Source organism: Sulfitobacter sp. 1A13496, from assembly GCF_043557225.1.
Classification (GTDB): Bacteria; Pseudomonadota; Alphaproteobacteria; order Rhodobacterales; family Rhodobacteraceae; genus Sulfitobacter; species Sulfitobacter faviae.
The window spans coordinates 92168-110977 of the sequence record NZ_JBIFFP010000007.1 but is presented as its reverse complement, the minus strand read 5'-3'; the positions used below and the strand labels follow the sequence as shown (position 1 = coordinate 110977).

The following is an 18810-nucleotide window of genomic DNA, read 5'->3' as shown; positions in this document are numbered from 1 at the left end:
GCCATTTTCTAAAGATAACTCAGGCGGACGCGGGCGTCGTCCACAGCGGCTACGCGTCTTTGACCCCGTAGCTGCCCGCGAAAATCTCCTCCACCGGGGGATGAAACAGCGTCCTGTCAGGATATTGCGCGACCATCCGATCGAACTGCGCCTGCGCTTTGGCGTGATAGGCCATGCCGTCGACCCCGGGGATGACACCATCGCGCATGACGAACCGACCTGCAATCATCACATCCGAAACGTCGCGGCCTGAGCCGTTAAGCAGGATCGTCTGAATGGGGTCGATGCGCTGCCCGATGTCGGGGCTGTCCAGCCGGATGACGTTCAGGTCGGCAGCGGCTCCCGGGGCCAGCCGGCCCAGATCCGGACGGTTCAGCGCCGCTGCGCCGCCGAGGGTGGCGGCATCATAGAAGTCGGCGGCGCGGACGGCGGTCGGATCACCCTCCGCGATACGGGCGGTCATCACGCCCAAGGCCATGTTCTGGATCATGTCGGCGGGATGCGTGTCGGTGCCCATACCGATGGGGACGCCGAGGTCGCGGAACCGTGCGAAGGACTGCATGATCTTGCCGCTACGGGCCATCACCAGCGGGCAATGGGCAAGGGCGGCACCGGAGGCCGTCAGGATTTCGAGATCAGGCGCGGCATGGGTGATGCCGTTGAGGCCCGACAGGAACAGCCCATGCGGCAGGATCGTGGATGGGGCGAAAAACTCGGTATCACGCAGCAGTTCCAACGGGCTCTTGCCATGCTGTTGTAGCACGAGATCGTATTCCAGCCGCGACTGGCAGCAATGCAGGCGGATCGGCACGCCCAGATCGCGGGCAGCCGCCCCGCTGCGGCGCAGAAGCTCGGGGGTGCAAGTCTCGATCCGGTCGGGGGCCAGCATAGTGCGGATCAACCCGCCGTGGCTATTCTCGTGCCGCGCGACAAAGGCTTCGGCCTCGGTCAGACCCGCAAAGCCGCGCGGTTCATCATAGTGAAAGCCGATTTGTCGATCTTCATTCACCACCAGATTGCCGCTGCGATAGGCGGGGCCAAGGTAGACCCGCAGCCCGAGGTCCGCCCCCGCCTCTGCCGCGGCGTCGAATTCCTCTGCCGTCTCGCCCCAAGCGCGGTAGAAGAGTGAGGCAATGGGCAGCGCCGTGGTGATGCCGTTGCGGATCAGCCGGGTGAAGGCATAGCGTTTCTGAAAGGCCAGTTCCTCGGGCGTGTACATCTCGCGCGGGCCAGCGGCCATGTAGCTCTCAGGCCAGACGCGGCCCTTCAACTCCGGCGGATGGTTGTCATAGCCAAGTACAGTGGTGTCGAGATCGGCCAGCGCATCAAGGTCGATGAACCCCGGCCCGATCAGCGCCTCGCCAAAGTCGATGGTCTCGGCCACATCGCCTGCGAAATCATGGCCGACGTGCAGCACCTTTTCGCCTTCCACGACCACGGTGCCATTTCGGTAAAGGCAATGTTGCCCGTCCTCATGCCCCACGACCCAAGCGGCGGTCAGGGCGCTGCGTTTCAAGCGCTCCGCCATGTCGCCTCCGTCTGGCCATTGCGGGCCACGATCTGGCCGCCCGACAGGACCAAGCGACGCGGCGGGCGTTGGGTGATGGCCTCCGAGACGGCCTCGACATCGACCAACACCAGATCGGCGCGGCAGCCTTCGGCAAGGCCGTAGCCCTCAAGCCCCATCACCTTCGCGCCTTCGGTGGTGCAGGTGTCGAGCGCCCAGCCAACCTCAACATCCGCGCGAAAATTGTTGCGCAGGCCGACGAGCATCGCGCGTTCCAACATGCAGGCGTTGCCGTAAGGGGTCCAAGTGTCTCGGATGCCGTCGTTGCCCGCGCAGATCGCGATGCCGCGCTCGCGGCAGGCGGCGACTGAGGGCACCGGACGCGCAGCGGGCGCGGTGGTGGCCAGCGAGACATCCAGCGCCCCGATCCGGTCGAGCAGCTCCGCCACCCGCGCCTGATCCCCCATGCCGAGGCAGAAGGCGTGGCTGACCGTCACCCTGCCCTGCATCGCCAGCGCCTCGGTCCGGTCGAGGATCATTTCAAGGCTAAACGCCCCCATCTCCCCCGGCTCATGCAGGTGAATGTCGATCGGCTTGCCGTGTTTCTCTGCCAGCCCGAAGACCGCGTCGAGCTGCCCCTTGGGGTCACGGTCGATGCCGCAGGGGTCGAGCCCGCCGACGATATCGGCGCCCTCGTGCAGGGCTTCGTCCATCAATTCCAGCGTGCCGGGGCGGATCATCAGGCCCGATTGCGGAAAGGCGACGGTCTCGATCTGCATGACATCCGCATAGCGCGCCCGGGTGGCGGCCACGCCCCGGTGCAGGCTCAACCCATGCTCGGTGTCGATATCGACATGGCTGCGGATCGCCGTGGTGCCCTTGGACAGCGCCAGCGCCACCTGCCGTGCCGATTGCCGCTCTGCGTCCATGTCCAACTCGTGACGCAGCTTGCGCTCCGTGTCGATCATCTGTTGCAGGCTTTTGCCCTGCTGATGCGGGTGCCAGGGCATGCCCCAGAGCGTCTTGTCGAGATGTGCGTGCGCATCGACGAGGCCCGGCAGCGCCAGTGCGCCGCTGCAATCCTCGACGGAGACTTCCCCGGTCGGCGTGATCTCAGGCGCGATCTGCGCGATGCGCCCACCCTCGATCAGCACATCGGCGGCATCTGCCCCCATGAGGCGGAGGTTGTTGAGCAGCAAAGGCTTGGTCATGTCTTGTCCTGTCTATCGTGTCAGAGGGGCGATGCGCGCTTGCGGTGCGGGGGATTGCTTGAGGCGCGGCAGGGCATAGGCGCCGGTCTTGGCGGTCACCAGCCCGGTCGCAGCGAGGCCAGCGGCCATGCGGATGGCAAAGCCCACACCGTCGATCACCGGCACGCCCGCGTCGCGGCCCAATTGCTCTAGATGCGCGCTCATGCCTGCGCAGCCCAGCACCACGGCCTCGGCCCGGTCTTCCTCGACCGTCTGGCGGATCTTGCGGGCGATCAGCGGCAGGGTCTGCACCGGCGCATATTCGAGGTCGAGCACCGGGATGTCGGCGGCATGTACGGCGCAAAGCGCACGGCCACAGCCGTAACGGTCGCCAAGGTCTTCGATGATCGGCACGGCCCGGGGCAAGGTGGTCACGACCGAGAAGCGTTTGGCGATCCGCCCGGCTGCAATGAGCGCGGCTTCGCACAGACCAATCACCGGCCCCTTGGCCACGGCCCGGGCGGCATCGAGACCGGGATCGTCGAAACAGGCGATCACATGGGCCGCGGCCCCCGCCGCTTCGGCCTCAAGAATGGCGTCGAGCATGGCGGGCACGGCGCGGGCCTCATCGGCATAGCCTTCGATGCTGGGCGGTGTCGCCCGCGCGGTGGCGGCAACGACCTCGACCCCCGGCCCGGCCTGGGCGCGGGCGGTGCGGGCGATGGCCTCGGTCATGCCCGCGGTCGAGTTTGGATTGATCAGGTGAATTTTCATCAATTGGCTTTCTGTGTCACGCCAACCGGCGGCGTCTCGGGAACCTTGAGCTCGAACTGCCGGTCGGAGGTGATGTAATTGTCGGCATGCAGCCGCGCGATGGGCTGATAATTTTCGGGCCGGACATAGCGGCCCGCCTCGTCAAGGCAGTTGTCGCGCACATGCATCTGCACGACACGGCCCAGAATGATCTCGCGCCGGGCATAGCGGATGGTCTCTTCGACCACGCATTCCATTGCGCAGGGGCTTTCCGCGATCCAGCCACCGTCGATCTGGCTGGCGGGGGTCATGGTCAGCCCGGCGGTCGCGATCTCATCCACGTCCGGCTCATAGCTGATCCCGCAGGTAATCATCGCCTCGGCCAGCGCCATGTCGACCATATTGACGCAGAAGCTCTGACGCCGGTCGATGTTGGTGACCGTGTCTTTGATGCTGCCATCGGGACGGCACTGGATGCCGAGAATCACGATCGGCGGCTCCTGCGAGAAGACGTTGAAAAAGCTCATCGGCGCGGCATTGGGCACACCATCGGCGCTCAACGTGGTGACCAGCGCGATGGGGCGCGGTGCCACGAAGCTCGACAGCAGCCGGTAGCGGTCGCGTTCTGGCAGGGTGGTGAAATCGAACTCCATCCCCCCTACTCCGCCGCCAGCCGAAGCCACGGCTTCAGCCGCCCCTCATCCGCCGCGTGGCAAGCCGACTTCTGGCCGCCTTCGCGCAGGTTGAGCGCGGGGGCCACGCTCCGGCAGGTGTCGTTCGCCAATGGGCAGCGCGGGTGAAAGGCGCAACCGGGCGGCGGTGAGATCGGATTCGGCACCTCTCCTGCCACGGGCGCGCGTTCGGCGCCGCCCACGGTCAGCTTCGGCACCGTTTCCATCAACAGACGCGTATAGGGGTGCTGCGGGTTGCCGAAGATCTCCTCCTTCGGGCCGACCTCGACGATCTTGCCCAGATACATCACCGCCAGCACATCGGCCATGTACCAGACCACCGCCAGATCGTGGCTGATGAAGATGTAGCTCATGTTGAACTCGTCTTGCAGGTCCTTCATCAGATTGAGGATCTGGCTTTGAACACTCACATCCAGCGCCGAGGTCGGTTCGTCGCAGATCAACAGTTCGGGGCGTGTCGTGAGCGCGCGGGCGATGGACAGGCGCTGGCGTTGGCCGCCCGAGAACTCATGCGGGAATTTCTTGGCATCGGCGGGGTTCAGACCGACCTGGCTCAGCAGTTTCTCGACCTCGCGGGTGACCTCGGCCCGGGTCTTGCAGATGCCGAAGTTCTTGAGCGGCTCGCCGATGATGTCGCGCACCCGCCAGCGCGGGTTGAGCGAGGCATAGGGGTCTTGAAAGATCATCTGCATCCGGCGGCGCAGGGCGGCGGGTTTGCCGGGAGGCATATGGGTGATGTCGTCCCCCTCAAAGCGGATCGTGCCGCCGCTCGGGCTGTGCAGCCCCATCAACAGCCGCGCCACAGTGGACTTGCCGCAGCCCGACTCGCCCACCACGGCAAAGGTCTTGCCGCGCGGCACGTCGAAGCTGATGTCGTTCACCGCCGTGAGGATACGGCGCGGGCGGCGTTCCAGCACCCGGTTGAGGAAGGGTTCGGACACGTCGAAGCGTTTCGAGATGTTCTGCACGCTGAGGATGTCGTCGGGGGTGATCTGCGGGGTCATGACGTCTCTCCGTAAAGGTGACAGGCGACTTGGCCGGTGCCGGCGTCCTGCGGCGCGGGGCGGATGCTGTGGCAATGGTCCATCGCCCGGGGGCAGCGCGGTGCAAAGGCGCAGCCGGGCGCGGGGTTGCGCAACCCGGGCATGGCACCTTCGATCTGCGTGAGGCGCCGGTCGCGAATGCCGATCTGCGGGATAGAGGCCATGAGGCCGCGGGTATAGGGGTGCAGCGGTTCTTCGATGACCTGTTTCACATCGCCGATCTCGACCAGCCGCCCGGCATACATCACCGCGACGCGGTCCGCCGTCTCGGCGATCACGCCCATGTCGTGGGTCACCAGCACCACCGCCGTGCCGTTCTCGCGGCAGAGCCGCTTGAGCAGGGAAAGGATCTGCGCCTGCACGCTGACGTCAAGCGCCGTGGTCGGCTCATCCGCGATGATGAGCTTGGGCTCGGCACAGAGCGCCAGCGCGATCACCACCCGCTGCCGCATCCCGCCTGAGAACTGGTGCGGGTATTGGTCAAGCCGCGCCTCAGGGGCCGGGATGCCGACTTCGGCCAGCCAGTCGATGGCCCGCTGGCGGGCGGTCTTCTGGTCAAGCCCGAGATGCACACGCATCGTGTCGATGAGTTGCTCGCCCACGGTATAGACCGGGTTGAGGCTGGTCAGCGGGTCTTGAAAGATCGCGCCGATCTCCTTGCCGCGGATGCGGCGCATCTTGTCGGCGGGCAGGTTGTCGATCCGCGTGCCGCGCAGCCGCACCTCGCCCGAGCGGATCAGGCCGGGCGGTTCGATCAGCCCGGTGATCGCCGCCCCCGTGATCGACTTGCCAGCGCCGGATTCACCGACCAGCCCGAGGATTTCGCCTTCGTCGAGGTCGAGGCTCAGCCCCTTGACGGCCTCCAGCGGACCGCGCCGGGTGGGGAATTCGACAACGATGTTGTCCAGTTCAAGAAGTGACATGGGATTACCTCAGCGCAGTTTGGGGTTGAGCGCATCGCGCAGCCAGTCGCCCAGCAGGTTGACCGCCAGCACAAGGATCGCCAGCGCCGCGGCGGGAAAGACGACGACCCACCAGATGCCCGAGAACAGAAATTCGTTGCCGATCTGGATCAGCGTGCCGAGCGACGGCTGGGTGGGCGGCATGCCGACACCCAGAAAGCTCAACGTCGCCTCGGTCAGCACCGCCATGCCGAGGTTGATCGTCGCGATGACCAGCACGGGGCCCAGCACATTGGGCAGGATATGTTTGATCATGATCGCCAGCTTGCCGGTGCCGAGGGTGCGCGCCGCCTCAATATATTCCTTGCGCCGCTCCACCATGGTCGAGCCGCGCACGGTGCGGGCGTATTGCACCCAGTTGGTCAGCCCGATCGACAGGATCAGCACAATGAGCGCCGACTCGGCCTGCGCCGAACTGGGCAGCGCACCGCGCAAAATGCCGTTGATCAAAAGCGCCACGAGGATCGGCGGAAAGCTTAGCAGCACATCGGCGATCCGCATCAGCACCGCATCGACGATCCCGCCAAGAAAGCCGCCCAAAAGGCCAAGCGCCACGCCCATCACGGCGGCAAGGATCACGCTGGCGAAACCGACCAGCAGGGAAATCCGCATCCCGTACATGATCGACGAAAGAACATCACGGGCCTGGGTGTCGGTGCCAAGCAGGTAGGCGGCGCTACCGCCCTCGGCCCAGGCCGGGGGCAACTCACTGTCGAAAAGGTCCAGTTCGGCGATGTTGAACGGGTCCTGCGGCGCAAGGCTCGGGGCGAAGATCGCCGTGAGGAACATCGCCAGCAGCACCAGCGCCGAGATCACCGCCACGCGCGACTTGCGGAAGCTGTAGGTGATATCGCTGTCCCAGAAGGCATAGAGCATGGGCATGAAGTTTGACATAGGGAAACCTCCTCAGACGCCGCGCGCGGGCGTTCTTTCGGCCCGCAGGCGCGGGTCGGCGACGTTGTACAAAAGGTCGACCAGCGTGTTGATGACGACGAAGATGAAGGACACCAGCACCAGATAGGCGGCCATCACGGGCACATCGGTAAAGTTCACCGCTTGGATGAACAGGAAGCCCATTCCCGGCCATTGAAAGACCGTCTCGGTGATGATGGCAAAGGCGATAAGCCCGCCCAGTTGCAGACCAAAGATCGTCATTACCGGGATGAGCGTGTTCTTCAGCGCGTATTTGAAATGCAGCATGCGGTTCGGGATGCCGCGCGCCTTGGCGAACTTGATGTAATCCGCGCGCAGCACCTCCAGCATCTCGGCCCGCACCAGCCGCATGATCAGCGTCATCTGGAACAGCGCCAGCATGATCGCGGGCAGGATCAGCGCCTTAAGGCCGGATACTGTCAGGAACCCCGTGGTCCACCAGCCGAGATCGACCACCTTGCCGCGCCCGAAGCTTGGCAGCCATCCCAGCGAGACCGAGAAGACGAGGATCAGCAGAATGCCGGTGACGAAGGTGGGCACCGAGATCCCTAAGAGCGAGATCACCTGCAACCCTTGGCTCAGCCAGCCGCGCGGGTTGAGGGCGGTATAGATGCCCAAGGGCACCCCAAGCGCCAGCGCCAGACCGGCGGCGACCAGCACCAGTTCGGCGGTGGCGGGAAAGCGTTCGGCCAGAAGGTCCGAGACGGGGCGGTTGTTGCGATAGGACTGACCAAAGTCGCCCTGCGCCGCATCTGCGATGAAACGCCCGTATTGCACCAGAACGGGGTCGTTGAGCCCCAGCTTCTCGCGCATTTCGGCGCGGTCCTGCACGGTGGCGTCTTCGGGCAGAAGGTTGGAAATCGGGTCACCCAGAAAGCGGAACATCAGAAAGGCGATCGAGGCGACGACGAGCATCACCAGCGCGGCCTGTATGATGCGGCGGATAAGAAAGGCGAACATGCTGGCCTCCGGCTGGCAAGGTTATCGGTGGGCGGGCGTGGGGAGGGGCGCCCGCCCGGGGGCAGGTTACTCGATCCGGGCGAGCCAGAGGCGCGGTTTGTCATCCGCGGTCTGGGGGATCTTCACCGCATCACGCGCGGCCCACGACAAGGGCTGGGCGTGCAGCGGCAACCATGCCACCTCTTGATCGGCGATGCGGAAGGCTTCGACCATCATCTCCATCCGCTTCTCGGCATCCAACTCGGTGGCCACGGCCTTGGTCAGACGGTCGACCTCGGCGTTGGAATAGCCGCCGGGGTTCCATGTGCCCATCTGCCCCTCGGGCGTGTGCAGCATCGCCGAGAGCACCGAATAGCCGTCGAGCATCGGCAGCGTGGCCCAGCCCAGCATGAACATGTCGGTCTCATTGGCGCGGGCGCGCTCGAAGTGAATCGCCTTGGTCTCTGCCGTGAGGTCTGCCTTGACGCCGACGCGGGCAAACATCGCCGCCAGCGCCTGACAGATCGCCGCGTCGTTGACGTAGCGGTCATTGGGGCAGTTCATGTTCAGGCTGAAGCCTTCGGGGTATCCGGCATCGGCCAGCATCTGCTTGGCCTTTTCGGGATCATAGGCGGGGATTTCATCGACCCCTTCGTCAAAGCCCGGCACCTGGGGGGCCAGCAAACCGCCGAGGTTGCGGGATTTGCCGCGCATGATCTTGTCGCGCAGCAGGTCATAGCTGATGGCATGAACCAGCGCCTGACGGACCTCGACCTTTTGCAGCGGGTTGTCGTCTTGGTTGGGGTTGTTCGACGTGTCGGACATGTTGATGCCCATCATGATCGCGCGCAGGCCCGGCGCCTCCAGCACATGCATGCCCTCAGTCGCCTCGATCCGCTTGGCGTCTTGCAAGGGCGAGGGCACGATCATGTCCAGCTCGCCCGAGAGCATCGCCGCCACGCGGGTCGCATCGGAGTTGATCGGGTTTAACTCGATCCGGGTCAGGTTGTGCTGCGGCTCGTCCCACCAATCCTCGTTCACGGTCAGCACGGTCTGCGCGTCCGGGGTACGGGATTCAAAGCGGAAGGGGCCGGTGCCATTGGCGTTGGAGGTGGTGTAGCCTTCCTCGCCCTTCTGCGCGTCGATCGGGTCAAGCGCATCATGTTCCTCAAGCCAGCCGCTGTCGAAGATCAGCACATTGGTCAGGAAGTTATTCAAAAGGGGGTTCGGGCCGTCGAGCATGAGATCGACGGTCATCTCATCGACCATCTTGGCATCGACCAGACCGGCGATATTGCCGCGAATGGGGGAATCTTCATGTGCGGCCCGCTTGACCGAGGCCACCACATCTTCGGCTGAGAAATCCTGCCCGTCGTGGAACTTGATCCCCTCGCGCAGTTTGTAGCGCACGGTGGTCTCGTCGATCTGCTCCCAACTGGTGGCGAGCGCCGGTTCGATCTTGAGATCGGCGTCGTAGCGGACCAGCGCCTCATAGACGTGGTTCAAGAAAGAGACGGTGAAACTGTCGGTCATCGAATGCGGGTCGAGACCGTAGAGGTCGCCATTGGTGCCAAGGCGGAAGGTCTCGCCCTGCGCCATGCTGGCACAGCTGAGCGCCAGAGCCGAGGTGAATAGAAATTTGCGCGGTGTCATTGTTATCTCCCTGTTCGTGCCGCCCTGCGAGCACAGCGGACCTGCATCACAGCGACTAAAGCTAGGCTGGCACGATTCCATTTTTCTGTCTACAATTATTGTTAACAATCTGTGCTGACATTAATTGCTTGCACTTTATCGGGCGTTTCGACGACTATTGAGGCAAATTTAGTAAATAAAGATTTGAGGGGGGCCGGTAGGTGACAGGAGCAAAGCTCACGGAGAAGCAGATCTATGAACGGATCTGGAAATCCATCGCCGAACGTCGCTTGCCGCCCGGCACGCGATTGAAAGAGGAACGGCTGTGCGAAATCTTTGGCGCCAGCCGTCCGCGCATTCGCCGGGCGTTGGACCAACTGACCCATGACGGGCTGGTCAGCCACATCCCGAACCGCGGCGCCTTTGTCACCACACCATCGGTCGACGAAGCCCGCGATGTCTTTTTCACCCGCCGCGTCGTGGAACGCGGCGTGATCGAAGCGCTGAAGAAACACGGCGCGCAAGAAAAACTGGCCGCCTTGGAAGCCCATATCGCCGAAGAACGCGAAGCGCTGGCGGCAGGGGACACGGCGCGTATCATCCGGCTCTCGGGCGCCTTTCATATGCTGTTGGCCGAACTCGCCGCCTCTCCCCTTTTGGCCGATATCCTGCGCGACCTCGTTTCAAAAAGCACCTTGGTCACGGCTGTGTTCAAACCGAAATGCGATACGCAATGCGGCCCGGACGAACATGCCGCCATTGTCGCGGCCCTCGCCGCCGGGGATTTCGAAACCGCGATGACAGAGATGGAGGCCCACCTTCTGGAAGCGGAGCGCACTTTGAAACTCGAAGCCTCGCAAGACGGCGCTGCGGCGCAGGACGATGTCCTCGGGGCCGCGTTGAGCGAGGACCTGTAATGACCAGCCATGCGATCACCCACACCACCGCGATCACGATGGACGCGGAGCGACGTGTTATCGACGATGCGACGATCCTGTTCGAAAACGACCGTATCACCGCCGTCGGCCTTGCAGGCGATGTGCCCCTCCCCGAGACCGCCGAGGTGATCGACGGGCGCGATATGATCACCCTGCCGGGGCTGATCGACAGCCATGCCCACGCGGGCCACGGGCTGACGCGTAACCTTGGCGGCGGCGATGGCGATGCGTGGTTTCAGGCCTGCGAGACGATCTACACCCGCGGCTCCACCCCCGCATTCTGGCAGGCCGAAGCCCGGCTTTCGGGGCTTGAGCGGCTAAAGGCGGGGATCACCACCTGCACGATGCTGCTTGGCGGCGGGGCGGATCATTACCGCACCGATACGGTCGAAGCCGGCAATCTGCATTGCGAGGCCACGCGCGAGATTGGCATCCGAACGATGCTCGCCGCGGGCCTGAACCGCCGCCCCTTCCCCAAGACCTACCGCAGTCTGGACCTTGACCAGGAGGTCAGCCTGTCCTTCGAGGATCAGCTAGAGGTCTGCGCTGAACTCGCGCAAACCAACGGGGATTTCTTGAACGATGGCACGGGGGTCTGCCTCATCATGCCGGTCTATTCGCCCGAGGACTTTGCGCAGGCCCCCGATGACATCCGCGCGATGTGCCGCGCCGCGATGGACCTGCGCGAAAAACATGGGCTACTGTTCACTCAGGATGGGCACCGGTCCGGCTCCATCGCGCTGGCCGAAAACCTCGACATTCTCGGCCCATGGGCCTATCTGTCCCATTCGGTCGACCTCACCCCCGAGGATATGGACGCGGCCAAACGCAGCGGCGCGTCGATCGTTCACAACCCCTCGGCCATCATGTCGGTTCTGGGCCGCTGCCCCGCGCCCGAACTGCGCGAGATGGGGGTGAACGTGGCCCTCGGCTCGGACGCCGCGGCGCCGGACCGGGGCTATGACATGTTCCGCCACATGGCCCAATGCCTGCACTACCACCGCCGCCACTTCCGCGACCCGGAGGTGATGATGCCGCGTGATGTGCTGGAAATGTGCACCATCGACGCCGCCAAGGCGATTGGGATGGAAGCCGACCTCGGCTCGCTCGAACCGGGCAAGAAGGCGGATATCGTCATGCTCGACCGCCGCAAACCGCATCTCTACCCGCCGATGATGCCCCTGACCACGGTCGCGCAATTCGCCAATGCAGCGGATGTGCATACGGTCATCGTAAATGGGGAAGTCCGCATGAGAGACCGCGAAACGGCACTGGACGAAGGCAGCATACTCAACGCCGCTGCGGGAGAACTGAATGCGGCCCTCGCCCGCTGCGACCTGTCGCATCTTCTCGTAGAATAACGAAATTCACGCGCGGAACAGTAAAGGCGAAGGGCCACCCCCTCGCCTTCTGTCGTGTTTATTCGGGCTTGGCGCCTTCCGTTTCACGGGCAACATTGCTGTTCCAGATCGTGTGATCGACGCCATCGCCAAGCTCGGCATATTCGGCGATCCTGAACATCGGCTCTTTCCCCGCCTTACGCTGCGCGAAATAGTCCCGCGTGAGTTTGGCGACGGTCTTGGACAGGATCAGGATGGCGATCAGGTTGACCGTCGCCATCAGCGCCATGGAGGCATCGGCGAAGTTGAACACGGTCGTGACCGCCTGCAACGAGCCCCAGACCACCATCGCGATCACCAGCGCCTTCAGCACGAGAAGCGGGATCCGCTTGCCCATCCCAAGGAACTCCATCGCGTTCTCGGCATAGGAATAATTCCCGATGATCGAGGTAAAGGCGAAGAACAGGATGGCGATCCCGATGAAGATCGGGCCGAATGCGCCGATATGCTGCTCCAAAGCGATCTGGGTCAGCGCCATGCCGGTCGCCGCACCTTCGGAATAGTCGACCACGCCCGAGAGCAGGATCATCAGCGCCGTGGCCGTGCAGATCACCAGCGTATCTATAAAGACGCCAAGCCCCTGCACCAGCCCTTGACTGGACGGATGGTGCGGATCGGGCACCGCGACGGCGGCGATGTTCGGGGCCGAGCCCATGCCCGCCTCATTCGAGAACAGACCGCGCTTCACACCGTTAAGCAGGGCCACCATGAAGCCCCCCGTAAAGCCGCCTGCCGCCGCTTCGAAACCAAAGGCCGATTTGACGATCAAGGCCAGCATGGCGGGCACATCGGCGATGTTCAGAACCACGACGAGCAACGCCACGACGATATAGAGCCCGGCCATGGCAGGAACGATCTTTTCCGCGACCCGCGCGATGGATTTGATCCCGCCGAAGATGACGATGCCCGCAAAACCGCCGACGACAAGGCCGGTGACGAGTTTGGGAATGGCAAAGGCTTCCTCCATCGCGACGGAGATCGAGTTTGCCTGCACCGCCGAGAAGATCAGGCCGAAGCTGATGATAAGGCAGACCGAAAAGACATAGCCCATGGCGTTCGACCCGATGCCCCGGGACATGTAGAAGGCCGGCCCACCACGGTATTGCCCATCCGCGTTCCGAACCTTGTAAAGCTGCGCCAAGGTCGATTCCGCATAGGCCGTCGCCATGCCGACGAGCGCCACAACCCACATCCAGAACACAGCCCCCGGCCCGCCGAGATAGATCGCCACGGCCACCCCGGCGAGGTTGCCCGTACCGACCCGGCTGGCGAGAGAGATCGTCAGCGCTTGAAATGGCGAAATGCCCGCGGCGGAAGTGTCACGCGAGGATCTGACCACGCGAAAGAACTCGGCGAAATGCCGGAATTGCAAGAAACCAGTGCGCCAGGTGAAGTAAAGCCCGACAGCCAGCAGGCCATATACGAGGACGTAGCCCCATAAGACGGTGTTCAGGAAATCGACGATTGCGGTCATATTCTTGTCCCCCTCGTTTGCATGTTCAACAACTAACGCGTCGGCAGACAAGGGAAAGCTTTAAACCGAAATGAAAACGCCCGGCGGGCGTCAGTATCGATCGTCGCGGGGCTACACGCCACCGCGCGAAAATGGGGTGTTACCTGCTACGCGGTCAGATGAATAGTGGCGCAGGCCGAAGGGCGGGCGCATGGCCCGCGCAAGCAAGCGACCACCTTCACACCCTCAGTGCGTCCACGCCCCACGGCGGCCGGTCGCGAAATTCTCGCCATAGCCGCCGGGGCGGACGTTGGGCTTGCGCTTGTTGGGCAGTTGCACCTGCGCGTCGATGCCATGATCGCGTGCGTATTCTTCGGCGGCTTCGCGGGTGTCGAACTGCAAGCGCACTTGGCTTTGCGTATCATCTGACGAAGTCCAACCCATCAGCGGATCGACCCTGCGCGCTTCCGCGGGCGAAAACTCAAGCAGCCAGACACGGGTCTTGGCCGTGCCGGAGGACATCGCTGTACGGGCGGGTTGGTAGATACGTGCGCGCATTTCGGGACTCTCGCTTCAATAACCTCGGGCTTTATCTAATATTCCGTGCCAAGGGGCAAGGGAATGCAGCCCCCCGCAAATAAACCCTACCATGCTGCGGTGCAGAGACTACATCAAGACCACCCCATTGGAGTGTTCCATATGACCCCCTTCGCCCTCTTCGCCCTGCAAAGCCAGATCGCCGCCCTCGCGGTGGAAACCCAGATCGTGATGTCGCTGCGCCTCTTGGGCATGGCAGGCGCGCTGCCCGCCCGCCCCGGCGAGAACAACCGCATGGTGGCCGAGAAAGGCCCGGCCATGGTCAAAGCCTTCACCGCCGGGACGCAGGCCATGATGCTGGGCAAACGCCCCGATCAGATCATCGACGCCTCGCTCGCCCCTCTGGCCCGCAAGGTGCGACAGAATCGCAAACGGCTGATGAAGTAGCGGCAAAAGCGCCCTTCGCGGCCCCCTGCCCCTTGAACCCCGCGTGAAAGAGGGCACCTATGGGAAGCTTGACGAAGGATACCCGCGATGCCCTATGCCCATTCCGACAAGACCGAGGGGATGCCGATGCTGGCAAACCCCGCCCCAGACGTGCGCAACCGCCCCAAGCTGGAGGGCGGCCATAAGTTCAAACTGGTCACCGAATTCGACCCGGCGGGCGACCAGCCCACGGCGATCAAGGAACTGACCGAAGGGGTGAACTCGGGCGAGCGCGATCAGGTGCTTCTGGGCGCCACCGGCACGGGCAAGACCTTCACCATGGCCAAGGTTATCGAAGAGACGCAGCGCCCCGCCATCATCCTCGCCCCCAACAAGACGCTGGCCGCGCAGCTCTACGGCGAGTTCAAGGGCTTTTTCCCCGACAACGCGGTGGAATATTTCGTCTCCTACTACGACTACTACCAGCCAGAGGCCTATGTCGCGCGCTCCGACACCTTCATTGAGAAGGAGAGCCAGATCAACGAGCAGATCGACCGGATGCGCCACTCCGCCACCCGCGCGCTTTTGGAGCGTGACGACGTGATCATCGTGGCCTCGGTCTCCTGCATCTACGGCATCGGTAGCGTCGAGACCTATGGCGCGATGACCCAAGACCTGAAAGCGGGCAGCATGTACGACCAGCGCAAGGTCATCGCCGATCTGGTGGCCCAGCAGTACAAGCGCAACGACGCGGCCTTTCAGCGCGGCTCTTTCCGAGTGCGCGGCGACAGTCTTGAAATCTTCCCCGCCCACCTTGATGACCGCGCGTGGCGGCTGTCTTTCTTTGGCGAGGAGTTGGAGAGCATCACCGAGTTCGACCCGCTCACAGGTGAGAAGACCGACACGTTCGACCAGATCCGCGTCTATGCCAACAGCCACTACGTGACGCCGAAGCCGACGATGCAGCAGGCCATTCAGGGCATCAAGAAAGAGTTGCGCACCCGGCTCGACCAGCTTGTCGCCGACGGCAAGCTGCTGGAGGCGCAGCGGCTGGAGCAGCGCACCAATTTCGATATCGAGATGTTGGAGGCCACCGGCGTCTGCAACGGGATCGAGAACTACTCGCGCTATCTGACGGGGCGCGCCCCGGGCGAGCCGCCCCCCACCCTCTTCGAGTTCATCCCCGACAATGCCATCGTCTTCGCCGATGAAAGCCACGTCTCGGTCCCGCAGATCGGCGGCATGTACAAAGGCGACTACCGCCGCAAGTTCACGCTGGCGGAACACGGCTTCCGCCTGCCGTCCTGCATGGACAACCGACCCCTCAAGTTCGAGGAATGGGACGCCATGCGCCCGCAATCGGTCTTTGTCTCCGCCACCCCGGCGGCATGGGAGATCGAGCAATCGGGCGGTGTCTTCACCGAACAGGTCATCCGCCCCACCGGCCTTTTGGACCCCAAGGTGGAGATCCGGCCCGTGGAGATGCAGGTCGACGATCTGCTCGATGAGGTGCGCAAGGTGGCCGCCGACGGTTACCGCACGCTCTGCACCGTGCTGACCAAGCGCATGGCCGAAGACCTCACCGAATACATGCACGAACAGGGCATCCGCGTGCGCTACATGCACTCCGACATCGACACGATCGAGCGGATCGAGATCTTGCGCGACCTGCGCCTCGGCGCCTTCGACGTGCTGATCGGGATCAACCTCCTGCGTGAGGGGCTCGACATTCCCGAATGCGGGTTGGTCGCCATCCTCGACGCCGACAAGGAAGGCTTCCTGCGCTCGGAAACCTCACTCATCCAGACCATCGGCCGCGCCGCGCGCAACGCCGAAGGCCGGGTGATCATGTATGCCGACCGCATCACCGGCTCGATGGAGCGCGCAATGGGCGAGACCGAGCGCCGCCGCGCCAAGCAGATCGCCTATAACGAGGAACACGGCATCACCCCCGCCACGGTGAAAAAGAACGTCGAGGACATCCTCGCCGGACTCTACAAAGGCGACGTGGACATGAACCGCGTCACCGCCAAGGTCGACAAGCCGATGGCGGGCGGCAACCTGCAAGCCGTGCTCGACGGGCTGCGCGCCGATATGCGCAAGGCCGCCGAGAACCTCGAGTTCGAGGAAGCCGCGCGCCTGCGTGACGAGGTCAAACGGCTGGAGGCCGTGGACCTTGCCGTCGCCGATGATCCGATGGCGCGCCAGCAGGCAGTCGACCGCGCCGTCGATGCCGCGCAGCAAGCCTCAGGCCGCAGCACCTCAGGCCGCGGCGGAATGCGCGGCGGCAATGCAAAACGCCGTAAACGCTAAAGAAAAAGGGCCACCCCACTCGGGGTGGCCCTTCCACAATCCAACCCTAAAACGCCGCAGCTACCGTCGCAGCGCCGCCACCAAGGCCAACACCAGCGCCGCTCCGATTGCGGCAACGACCAGTAGCAAAAGCAAGCCCCCCGCGGCCACCACCGTCACGCCCAGCGCGGCAAGGATGAAGGGCAGCGCCACGGCGCCGACAACCCCCAGAACAAGGTAAAGAACTCGGTTCCGGCCCGCCACGGCCCCGGCAATGGCCCCGGCGGCAAGCCCGACCACCACGAGCGCGATCAACGCCACCGCGCCAAGAGTATCAAGAAAGGCTTCCATCGAAGGGTTCTCCTAAATCAAATGAAGGGTACGAATGGCACGCCGCATGCCCCAAGGGTCAGCAGCAGGCCGAGAGCGATCATTCGGCGCATCGGGGTTCCTTTCCAATCACGGCCAAACCAGCCGCACTCTCATCAGACCCGATCCACTGTGCGAAAACAATGGGCTGCGCAAACTATCGCCACAGCGAAAGGGAGGCGTCATCGCCTCCCTTAACCATCTAGAGCGCCTATCAAATCCAGTAATAAGGCACGCCATAGTGATCGAACGTCCGCTCTTGCCACGCGCGGTCGCTGTGCCACTGCTCGGTCCGTTCCGGCGCGCCTTTGACCGTTGCCTCGTCGATGTTGGTCATGAAACCATCGCGCGAGGGGTCATAGTTCAGCGCGTTCCACGGCACCGGGTAATGCTCTTCCCCGAGCCCCAGAAAGCCGCCGAAGCCCATCACGGCATAGGCGACCTTGCCGGATTTCTTGTCGATCATCAGGTGGTCGATATGGCCGATTTCGGTCCCATCTGCGCCGAAAACGGCGGTGCCGTTCACGTTGTCCGAAGAAACCAGCGATGCGGGTGCTGTCGTGTCAGTCATGGCTTGTTCCTCTCATGATTGCTGTACCAACAGAACCCAAGGCAGGCGGCGCCGGTTCCCGCAATACGGGCAGACTGGCGGGGATCGGCTTAGCCCCGGCGCGGCGTGGTCCGGGAACAATTGGGCGCGCCCTTGGGTTGATCACTCAATAGACACGCACGCATTCAAGAGGGATCAAACAATGGAATATGGACTTTTAGGGCTCATCATCCTCATCGCCGACATCTACGCCATCTATCAGGTCGTCACCTCCAACGCCTCGGGCGCGGCCAAGATCGCATGGGTCTTGGGCATTATCATCCTGCCGGTGCTGGGCTTCATCGTCTGGCTCATCGCAGGCCCCCGCGGCAACAAGGCCCACGTCTGAGCCCACGTCGGGCGACCCTGACATTGCAACTGCAAAACCCGGTGCCCTCGGCACCGGGTTTTCACCTTCCTCCCGGCAAGCAACGATTTGTTAACCGCCATTAACCAAGATCGCAGCAGGAGCCTGCTATGCGATCTGCCCTTTGCCTTACCCTACTGGCCTGCCAGTTCAGCCCCACCGCCGCCCACGCCGGGCCGTGGCTGCGCGAGGAAGGCACGACCTTCATCTCAAGCTCCTTCTCGGCGACTTACTTCTACGACCTCTCCCAAAGCACCTATATCGAATACGGGCTGCGCGAGCGGCTCACCCTCGGCTTCGACCTCAACACCGCGCAAAGCCGTTTTGGCCTGCAAAGCGGCCATGCCACCGTCTTCCTGCGCTTCCCCTTGGGAGAGCCGAGTGACACGGGCCGCTGGGCCTATGACATTGGCGCCGGGGCAAGCTGGTCGGGGGAATTCATCTCCCCCCACCTCAGGGCCGGGCTGTCTTGGGGCCGCGGCTTCACCTTGGGCGAACGGAATGGCTGGCTGACCGTCGATGCCTCCGCAAGGTGGGAGTTCGGCTTTTCGCAAGAAGTCATTAAGATCGACAGCACCGTGGGGCTCGACTTCACCCCCGTGACCACCGGAATGGCGCAGGTCTTTCTCACCTACACCGGGGGTGAGACCTATGCCAAATTCGCCCCCTCCATCGTTCTGTCGCCCAGCTTCACCAAATACCGCCTGCAACTGGGCAGCGAAATCCCCTTCGACGCGCCAGAGAATTCGGCCCTCACTCTCAGCCTCTGGCGGGAGTTCTAAGACAAA

Annotated in this window: 19 protein-coding genes; 6 read left to right on the top strand and 13 right to left on the bottom strand. The window is 63.5% G+C overall.

The features are described 5' to 3' along the window. Positions 1 to 49 precede the first annotated feature (49 nt). From ACGYLX_RS15350 to ACGYLX_RS15310, 9 genes are all read right to left on the bottom strand, one after another. Positions 50 to 1528 carry a chlorohydrolase family protein gene (locus ACGYLX_RS15350; RefSeq protein ID WP_394450522.1) on the bottom strand — a complete coding sequence of 493 codons (1479 nt, stop codon included), beginning with the start codon at positions 1526 to 1528 and terminating at the stop codon, positions 50 to 52. After that, the gene (locus tag ACGYLX_RS15345) at positions 1513 to 2718 is read right to left on the bottom strand and encodes an amidohydrolase family protein (protein WP_394450521.1); all 1206 of its coding nucleotides are present in this window, start codon (positions 2716 to 2718) and stop codon (positions 1513 to 1515) included. The genes ACGYLX_RS15350 and ACGYLX_RS15345 overlap by 16 nt, the downstream gene beginning before the upstream one ends. A 12-nt stretch (positions 2719 to 2730) precedes the next feature. Further along, positions 2731 to 3471 carry an aspartate/glutamate racemase family protein gene (locus ACGYLX_RS15340; protein ID WP_394450520.1) on the bottom strand — a complete coding sequence of 247 codons (741 nt, stop codon included), beginning with the start codon at positions 3469 to 3471 and terminating at the stop codon, positions 2731 to 2733. Beyond that, a complete protein-coding gene (locus ACGYLX_RS15335) occupies positions 3471 to 4103 on the bottom strand; it encodes a flavin reductase family protein (RefSeq protein ID WP_271688998.1) in 633 nt (210 codons plus the stop codon). Before ACGYLX_RS15335 ends, ACGYLX_RS15340 begins: the two co-directional genes overlap by 1 nt. 5 nt (positions 4104 to 4108) lie before the next feature. Then, the gene (locus ACGYLX_RS15330; RefSeq protein WP_394450519.1) at positions 4109 to 5146 is read right to left on the bottom strand and encodes an ABC transporter ATP-binding protein; all 1038 of its coding nucleotides are present in this window, start codon (positions 5144 to 5146) and stop codon (positions 4109 to 4111) included. Beyond that, a complete protein-coding gene (locus ACGYLX_RS15325) occupies positions 5143 to 6108 on the bottom strand; it encodes an ABC transporter ATP-binding protein (protein WP_394450518.1) in 966 nt (321 codons plus the stop codon). The genes ACGYLX_RS15330 and ACGYLX_RS15325 overlap by 4 nt, the downstream gene beginning before the upstream one ends. A gap of 9 nt (positions 6109 to 6117) precedes the next feature. Then, a complete protein-coding gene (locus ACGYLX_RS15320) occupies positions 6118 to 7041 on the bottom strand; it encodes an ABC transporter permease (protein WP_168613040.1) in 924 nt (307 codons plus the stop codon). Positions 7042 to 7053: 12 nt separating this feature from the next. Beyond that, the gene (locus tag ACGYLX_RS15315; RefSeq protein WP_168613039.1) at positions 7054 to 8040 is read right to left on the bottom strand and encodes an ABC transporter permease; all 987 of its coding nucleotides are present in this window, start codon (positions 8038 to 8040) and stop codon (positions 7054 to 7056) included. Between the two features lie 66 nt (positions 8041 to 8106). After that, a complete protein-coding gene (locus ACGYLX_RS15310) occupies positions 8107 to 9672 on the bottom strand; it encodes an ABC transporter substrate-binding protein (protein WP_394450516.1) in 1566 nt (521 codons plus the stop codon). A 200-nt stretch (positions 9673 to 9872) separates the two neighbouring features. Here ACGYLX_RS15310 and ACGYLX_RS15305 point away from each other — a divergent pair, with 200 nt between their 5' ends. Further along, on the top strand, positions 9873 to 10568 hold the full coding sequence (locus ACGYLX_RS15305; protein ID WP_394450514.1) for a GntR family transcriptional regulator: 696 nt from the start codon (positions 9873 to 9875) through the stop codon (positions 10566 to 10568). Further along, positions 10568 to 11950 (top strand): amidohydrolase family protein, encoded by a 1383-nt coding sequence (locus ACGYLX_RS15300; protein ID WP_394450512.1) that lies wholly within the window; start codon positions 10568 to 10570, stop codon positions 11948 to 11950. Before ACGYLX_RS15305 ends, ACGYLX_RS15300 begins: the two co-directional genes overlap by 1 nt. Before the next feature lie 58 nt (positions 11951 to 12008). On the opposite strand, the gene ACGYLX_RS15295 is transcribed toward ACGYLX_RS15300, so the two are convergent. Then, positions 12009 to 13463, bottom strand: coding sequence for an alanine/glycine:cation symporter family protein (locus tag ACGYLX_RS15295; RefSeq protein ID WP_394412476.1), 1455 nt, complete (start codon positions 13461 to 13463; stop codon positions 12009 to 12011). A 225-nt stretch (positions 13464 to 13688) separates the two neighbouring features. After that, positions 13689 to 14000, bottom strand: a complete 312-nt coding sequence (locus ACGYLX_RS15290; protein WP_067268114.1) for an ETC complex I subunit — start codon at positions 13998 to 14000, stop codon at positions 13689 to 13691. A 141-nt stretch (positions 14001 to 14141) separates the two neighbouring features. Between ACGYLX_RS15290 and ACGYLX_RS15285 the strand changes: the two genes are divergently transcribed. Continuing rightward, on the top strand, positions 14142 to 14426 hold the full coding sequence (locus ACGYLX_RS15285) for an antifreeze protein (RefSeq protein ID WP_067268115.1): 285 nt from the start codon (positions 14142 to 14144) through the stop codon (positions 14424 to 14426). A gap of 87 nt (positions 14427 to 14513) precedes the next feature. Continuing rightward, on the top strand, positions 14514 to 16718 hold the full coding sequence (gene uvrB, locus ACGYLX_RS15280; protein ID WP_394450510.1) for an excinuclease ABC subunit UvrB: 2205 nt from the start codon (positions 14514 to 14516) through the stop codon (positions 16716 to 16718). Between the two features lie 60 nt (positions 16719 to 16778). On the opposite strand, the gene ACGYLX_RS15275 is transcribed toward uvrB, so the two are convergent. Both ACGYLX_RS15275 and ACGYLX_RS15270 read right to left on the bottom strand, forming a co-directional pair. Next, complete coding sequence (locus ACGYLX_RS15275; protein ID WP_394419957.1) at positions 16779 to 17048, bottom strand: GlsB/YeaQ/YmgE family stress response membrane protein; 270 nt, start codon at positions 17046 to 17048, stop codon at positions 16779 to 16781. 232 nt (positions 17049 to 17280) lie between these two features. Then, the gene (locus ACGYLX_RS15270) at positions 17281 to 17637 is read right to left on the bottom strand and encodes a PRC-barrel domain-containing protein (RefSeq protein WP_067268120.1); all 357 of its coding nucleotides are present in this window, start codon (positions 17635 to 17637) and stop codon (positions 17281 to 17283) included. 181 nt (positions 17638 to 17818) lie between these two features. On the opposite strand from ACGYLX_RS15270, the gene ACGYLX_RS15265 reads away from it, so the two are divergent. Continuing rightward, complete coding sequence (locus tag ACGYLX_RS15265) at positions 17819 to 18004, top strand: PLDc N-terminal domain-containing protein (protein ID WP_394412483.1); 186 nt, start codon at positions 17819 to 17821, stop codon at positions 18002 to 18004. Positions 18005 to 18132: 128 nt separating this feature from the next. Then, positions 18133 to 18804, top strand: coding sequence for a hypothetical protein (locus tag ACGYLX_RS15260; protein WP_271688988.1), 672 nt, complete (start codon positions 18133 to 18135; stop codon positions 18802 to 18804). Positions 18805 to 18810: the final 6 nt, after the last annotated feature.